This is a genomic window from Halomonas sp. 707D4 (genome assembly GCF_024158685.1).
GTDB lineage: Bacteria > Pseudomonadota > Gammaproteobacteria > Pseudomonadales > Halomonadaceae > Vreelandella.
On sequence record NZ_JAMZBD010000171.1, the window covers coordinates 1 to 6138 of the forward strand.

The 6138-nt window shown below is 66.3% G+C and carries 4 protein-coding genes; 2 read left to right on the forward strand and 2 right to left on the reverse strand.

The genetic code is table 11. From position 1 onward, the window contains the following. A partial coding sequence (locus tag BIS11_RS09010) for an alpha/beta hydrolase (RefSeq protein WP_253585946.1) occupies positions 1-969 on the reverse strand: 969 nt, incomplete at its 3' end. Positions 970-1159: 190 nt separating this feature from the next. Here BIS11_RS09010 and BIS11_RS09015 point away from each other — a divergent pair. Further along, positions 1160-3349: a malate synthase G gene (locus BIS11_RS09015; RefSeq protein WP_253419474.1), complete on the forward strand. Its 2190-nt coding sequence runs from the start codon at positions 1160-1162 to the stop codon at positions 3347-3349. An 89-nt stretch (positions 3350-3438) separates the two neighbouring features. Beyond that, complete coding sequence (locus BIS11_RS09020; RefSeq protein WP_253419475.1) at positions 3439-3855, forward strand: PaaI family thioesterase; 417 nt, start codon at positions 3439-3441, stop codon at positions 3853-3855. Here the strand turns inward: BIS11_RS09020 and paoC are convergent. Further along, positions 3852-6032 carry an aldehyde oxidoreductase molybdenum-binding subunit PaoC gene (gene paoC / locus BIS11_RS09025; RefSeq protein ID WP_253419477.1) on the reverse strand — a complete coding sequence of 727 codons (2181 nt, stop codon included), beginning with the start codon at positions 6030-6032 and terminating at the stop codon, positions 3852-3854. The two genes, BIS11_RS09020 and paoC, sit on opposite strands and share 4 nt — an antisense overlap. Positions 6033-6138: the final 106 nt, after the last annotated feature.

Consider the following 6138-nt stretch of genomic DNA (forward strand, 5'->3'; position numbering starts at 1 on the left):
GGTATCCACCCCGTCGACGAACGCCTCCAGCTGCGCGAACAGCGCCTGGCGAATGGCCGGCGACTCGTTGACCAGATGATGGCGCGCCTCGGGATGGCGATATACCGTCGCCTCAGGAAATTTCGCGGTCAATATCTCGAGGTTGCGCTCCCAATCCACCGTGGTGTCCTGCTCGCCCTGCAGGATCAGCGTCGGCAGCGCCAGCGGTTCGAAGGCCAGGAGCTTGGGAATCCAGCGGCGCATGGCCGAGATCCAGACAACGCTCAAGCGCTCGGGCTGCAGCGGGTCCTGGTCGCGCAGGAAGGCGGTGAAGGTCTCGTCGGTGGAGTTGGGCCGGTACTTGCGCGGCAGCTCCTTGACGAAGGGGCTGGCGATCAGGTGCACCCAGCTCGCCTGCCCCCAGCGCCAGGGGCGCACCAGCGGCGCCAGCAGCACGATGCCCGCCCAGCCCGCCGCCTCGCGCTGCTCCAAAGCGTCGGTGGCCAGGATCGCCGCCCCGGTGCTCTGGCCGATGCCGAGCCAGGGGGCCGGGGCCAGGTCCGCCGCGTCGAGCGTTCGTTTGACGTGGCTGAAACAGTGCTGGTAGTCGTCGAACTCGCCGATTTCCGCCCGCGGGCCGCTGGAGAGCCCGTGCCCCGGCAGGTCCCACAGCACCACGAGCCACCCCTTCTCCAGCAGGCTCTTCAACAGGTGGCGGTAGAGGCCCAGGTGATCGAAATAGCCGTGCACCACGAACACCGTACCCTTGGGCGCGATGGGGCTCCACACCTGGCACCACAGGTTGAAGCGCCCGGTATCGATGAACCCGGCGTAGACCGACGGGGTGCTCGCGAACAGCGCATCGAGCCGGTAGTGGTGGAAATACGCCTCGACCGCCCGGGTCATGGCCGTGCCCGGGGCAAGATAGTGCAGCGCCGGCGCGTCCGGCGCCTGCTCGAACACGTCCGATAGATGCTGAAACTCGTGCATTGCGTCTCCCTGTCGTCAGGAACGTCCCTGGCGTTGGCGCGCCTTTATTATCATTTAGTCGAGCATGGCGGCGCTTTGGCGTCTAGGCTGTTTACATGCCCCAACCTTTATGGAAGTATTTTCCATAAATCGTTTTCATCCTGGCCGTGGCAGCCTCATCCACCCACGGGCACTTCTCGAGGAGAGACCCATGAGCGAGCGTATCACGCGTCACCGTCTACAGGTGGCCGCCGAGCTGGACCGTTTCATCAACGAGCAGGCCCTGCCGGGCACCGGCGTCGACGAACAGGCCTTCTGGGCTGGCGTCGATGCCCTGTTCCATGATCTTACCCCGAAAAACCGGCGCCTGCTGGAAGAGCGCGACACGCTGCAACAGGCGCTCGACGGCTGGCACAAGGCGCACCCGGGCGCGGTGACCGACATGGACGCCTACCAGCGCTTTCTGAAAGAGCAAGGCTACCTGGTCGATGCACCGACCAGCGTCAACGTTACAACGGCCAACGTCGACCGTGAAGTCGCCATTCAGGCCGGCCCGCAGCTGGTGGTGCCGGTGAGCAACGCCCGCTACGCGCTCAACGCCGCCAACGCTCGCTGGGGCAGCCTGTACGATGCGCTCTACGGCACCGACGTCATCTCCGAGGAGGACGGCGCCGAGAAAGGCAAGAGCTTCAACCCCAAGCGCGGCGAGAAGGTCGTGGCCTACGCCCGCGAGGTGCTGGACCGCACAGCGCCCCTGGCCACCGGCTCCCACGCGGATGCCGAAGGTTATAGTTTGCGCGACGGCCACCTGGTAGTGCGCCTGGAAGGCGGCCGCGAAACCGGCTTACAGGACCCGGACAAGCTGATCGGCTTCGACGGCGACGAAAGCGCGCCGAGCGCGATCCTGCTCGCCAACAACGACCTGCACCTCGAGATCCAGATCGACGCCGACGATGCCATCGGCAAGACGGATCCGGCGGGCGTGAAGGACGTCGTCGTCGAGGCGGCACTCACCACCATCATGGACTGCGAGGACTCCGTGGCGGCGGTGGACGCCGAGGACAAGGTCGGCGTCTACCAGAACTGGCTCGGCCTGATGCGCGGCGACCTGGAAGAGCAGATCGAGAAAGGCGGCAGGACCACCACGCGTAGACTCAACGCCGACCGCACCTGGAAGACCACCGACGGCGGCAGCGTCACCCTTCCCGGGCGCTCCTTGATGTTCGTGCGCAACGTGGGCCACCTGATGACCACGCCGGCGATCCTCGACGAGAACGGAAGCGAGCTGCCGGAAGGCATTCTGGATGCCGTGGTCACCTCGCTGATCGCCCTTTATGACCTGAAGAAGGACGCCGACCAGCCGCGCAACTCCCGCGCCGGCTCCGTCTACATCGTCAAGCCGAAGATGCACGGCCCGAAGGAAGTGGCGTTTGCCAACGAGCTCTTCGGTCGCGTGGAAGACATCCTCGGCATGAGCCGCGATACCCTGAAGATGGGCATCATGGACGAGGAGCGCCGCACCACGGTCAACCTGAAAGCGTGTATCAACGAGGCGACCTCGCGGGTGGTGTTCATCAACACCGGTTTCCTCGACCGCACCGGCGACGAGATGCACACCGCCATGGAAGCAGGCCCGATGGTGCGCAAGGGCGACATGAAGGCCGCCAAGTGGATCACCGCCTATGAAAAGAACAACGTCCAGGTCGGTTTGGCCTGTGGCCTGCGCGGCCGCGCCCAGATCGGCAAGGGCATGTGGGCGATGCCGGATCTGATGCACGCCATGCTCGAGCAGAAGATCGGCCATCCGAAAGCCGGCGCCAACACCGCCTGGGTACCCTCGCCCACCGCCGCGACGCTTCACGCGCTGCACTACCACCAGGTGAAGGTCGCCGACATCCAGCGTGAGATGGAAAGCGCCGGCGAATCCGACCTGCTGGGGGATCTGCTCAGCGTGCCGGTGGCCGAGAACGCCCACTGGTCAGATGAAGAGATTCAGCAAGAGCTCGACAACAACTGCCAGGGCATCCTCGGCTACGTGGTGCGCTGGGTCGAGCACGGCGTGGGCTGCTCCAAGGTGCCGGACATCCACGATGTCGGCCTGATGGAAGACCGCGCGACGCTGCGCATCTCCAGCCAGCACATCGCCAACTGGCTCTACCACGGTATCGTCGACGAGGCGCGGGTGAAGAAGACGCTCACGCGCATGGCGAAGGTGGTCGACGAGCAGAACGCCGGTGATGCCAGCTACACCGCCATGAGCGCCAATTTCGACGACTCCACCGCCTTCAAGGCGGCGTCGGACCTGATCTTCAAGGGTCGCGAGCAGCCGTCGGGCTACACCGAGCCGCTGCTTCACGAGTGGCGCCAAGTGCATAAGAAAAAAGCGCATAAGGCGAAGTAAGCAGCACGTAGCGATCGAAGCCCCGGGCAGTGCCTGGGGCTTTTTTATGGCATCGTGAAAACACGTTTATCCGAACGGAGACAACCACAATGACCGTCATGACCGTCGCAGAGATCGAGCGCTTTCTGGACGAGGTATTTCCCCAGCGCATGGGTCGGGTAGAGAGCGTGGGCGAGATGTGCGCGACGATGCGCCTGGAGATACGCAACGAGCACCTGCGCCCCGGCCCCCGGGTGAGCGGGCCGACGCTGATGGGCTTTGCCGACGTGGCGCTATACGTGGCGATACTTGCCCAGATCGGCCCGGAGCCGATGGCGGTGACCAGCGACCTCAACTGCCACTTTCTGCGCGCCGCCTCCGGCGAGCACGACATCGTGGCCCACGCCCGGCTGATCAAGCTCGGCCGGCGCATGGGGGTGGGAGAAGTGCAGGTGTATTCGGCAAGCGACGACGCGCGCCCGGTGGCCCACGTCGTCGCAAGCTATGCCCTGCCGATCGAGGATTAGATCGCGGGCAGTTGGTCGAGCATGCGGTCGAGTGTGAGCGGGTAGTCGCGAAGGCGAATGCCGGTGGCGTTGTACATGGCATTGGCCACCGCCGCCGCGCCGCCGCAGATACCGAGCTCCCCCACGCCCTTGGCCTTGAGCGGCGTCGAGGCGCCGTCCTGGGTGTCGAGGAAGATCACCTCCTGCTCGGGGATATCCGCGTGCACCGCGATCTCGTAGCCCGCCAGGTCGTGGTTGGGAAAGAAGCCCCGGGCGGTGTCGATGCTGAGACTTTCGCTGAGCGCGGCGCCGATCGCCATGGTCATGCCGCCGATCACCTGGCTGCGCGCGGTGACCGGGTTGAGGATGCGCCCGGCGTCGCACACCGAGAGGGTGCGCCGCAGGCGCGTCTCGCCGGTATAGGCGTGAACCGCCACCTCGACGAAGTGCGCCCCGAAGGTACCGATCTCGAGCTTGTCCTTGAAGTCGCCGAAGTGCAGCGTGTCCTCGCCGACGATTTCATCACCTCCGGCCACCTCGGCAAGCGGCGTATCGATGCCCTCGGCCCGCACGCGGCCCTGCTCGAAGCGCGCATTGTCCACCCCCAGACGCTTGCCGATCTCGGCCTGCAGCGCCAGACACGCGGCGTAAACGCCGGCGGTGGCGCTGGCGGCCCCCATCTGCCCCCCGGAACCAGAGGCCTTGGGATAGGCACTGTTGCCCAGGCGCACCTCGACGTCCTCGAGCTCGACGCCCATGGTTTCCGCGGCGGTCTGGGCGATGATGGTGTAGGAGCCGGTGCCGATGTCGGTCATGTCGGTCTCGACGACCAGCCTGCCCTGGTTCAGGCTCACCCGGGCGCCGGAATCCAGCGTCGGCGAGCCGCGGTAGGCGCCGGCCATGCCCTGGCCGATCAGCCACTGGCCTTCGCGCCGGCCACCGGGCGTGCGGTTGCGCTCGCTCCAGCCGAACGCCTCGGCGCCCTTTTGCAGGCACTCGACGAAGTGGCGGTCACTAAAACGCTTCTCGGGCTCCTCCGGGTTGACCTGGGTATCGTTGAGAATGCGAAACTCCACCGGGTCGAGGCCGAGCTTCTCGGCCATCTCGTCCATGGCGATCTCCAGCACCGCCAGGCCCGAGGCCTCGCCGGGGGCGCGCATGTCGGCGGCTTCCGGCAGGTTCATGTCGATGGCGTGGTGGGCCACGCGGCGATTCTCGCCGGCGTAGAAGCAGCGCGTCTGATTGACCGCGTCCTCGCCGCTGCCGCCGGGCAGGGTGTGGGAGATCGCCGAATGATCGAACGCCGTGATGCGACCATCCCTGTTCGCGGCGATGCGCAGGCGCTGCACGGTGCCGGAGCGGTGGGTGGCGTTGTTGAAGATCAGCGGGCGCGGCAGCGCCACCTTCACCGGGCGACCGGTCTCGCGGGAGCCTAAGGCCGCCAGCACCGCGTCGGCGCGCAGCCACAGCTTGCCGCCGAAACCGCCGCCGATGTAGGGGCTCTCAAGGCGAATGTTCGCCTCGTCGAGTTCCAGCGTGGTGGCCAGCGCCTTCTTGCTCCAGGCGATCATCTGGTTGGAGGTCCAGAGCGTCAGGTGCTTGCCGTCACACCAGTCAGCGATGGAGGCGTGGGGCTCCATCATGGCGTGGCTTTGCGAGGCGGTGTGGTAGGTCTCGTCGATGCTCACCTCGGCGCGCTCGAAGGCCGCGTCCACGTCGCCCACCTCGTTGATCACGTCGCGATCCTGCAGGCGCTTCCAGGCATCGTCCAGGTCGAACTCGCCCGGCATCTCCTCGTACTCCACCTCGATGAGCGAGGTGGCCGCGCGGGCCTGCTCGAGGGTATCGGCCACCACCACGGCGATCGCCTGGTGGTAGTGCTCGACGATGTCGCCGCCGAACAGCTTGGCGACGTTGCTGTCGGCGCGCGGCAGCTCGTCGATGTCCAGCGCCGTGATCACCGCCGCCACGCCCTCGGCGTTGCGCGCAGCCGACGCGTCCATGCGCGTGATGCGCCCCTTGGCGATGCTCGCGCCCAGCGGGTAGCCAACCAGGTGATTCTCCACCACGTCGTTGCGCTCGTAGGCGTAGGGGGCGGTGCCGGTGACCTTCAGCGCACCGTCGATGCGCGTGTGGGGCTTGCCGATGATCCGGGCGCGGTCGAACAGGTTCTCATCCGCTGACTGATTGAAATCCATGGGTCACTCCTTGGCCAGCAGGGCCGCCAGCGTGCGTTCGGCCAGCACCAGCTTGTAGGCGTTGTCGGGGGTGGGGCGGGCGCCGTCGAGCAGCTTGGCCATGACC

Coding starts and splice junctions, on each gene's coding strand:
- BIS11_RS09015 (WP_253419474.1), top strand. CDS start 1,160: ATGAGCGAGCGTATCACGCGTCACCGTCTACAGGTGGCCGCCGAGCTG.
- BIS11_RS09020 (WP_253419475.1), top strand. CDS start 3,439: ATGACCGTCATGACCGTCGCAGAGATCGAGCGCTTTCTGGACGAGGTA.
- paoC (WP_253419477.1), bottom strand. CDS start 6,032: ATGGATTTCAATCAGTCAGCGGATGAGAACCTGTTCGACCGCGCCCGG.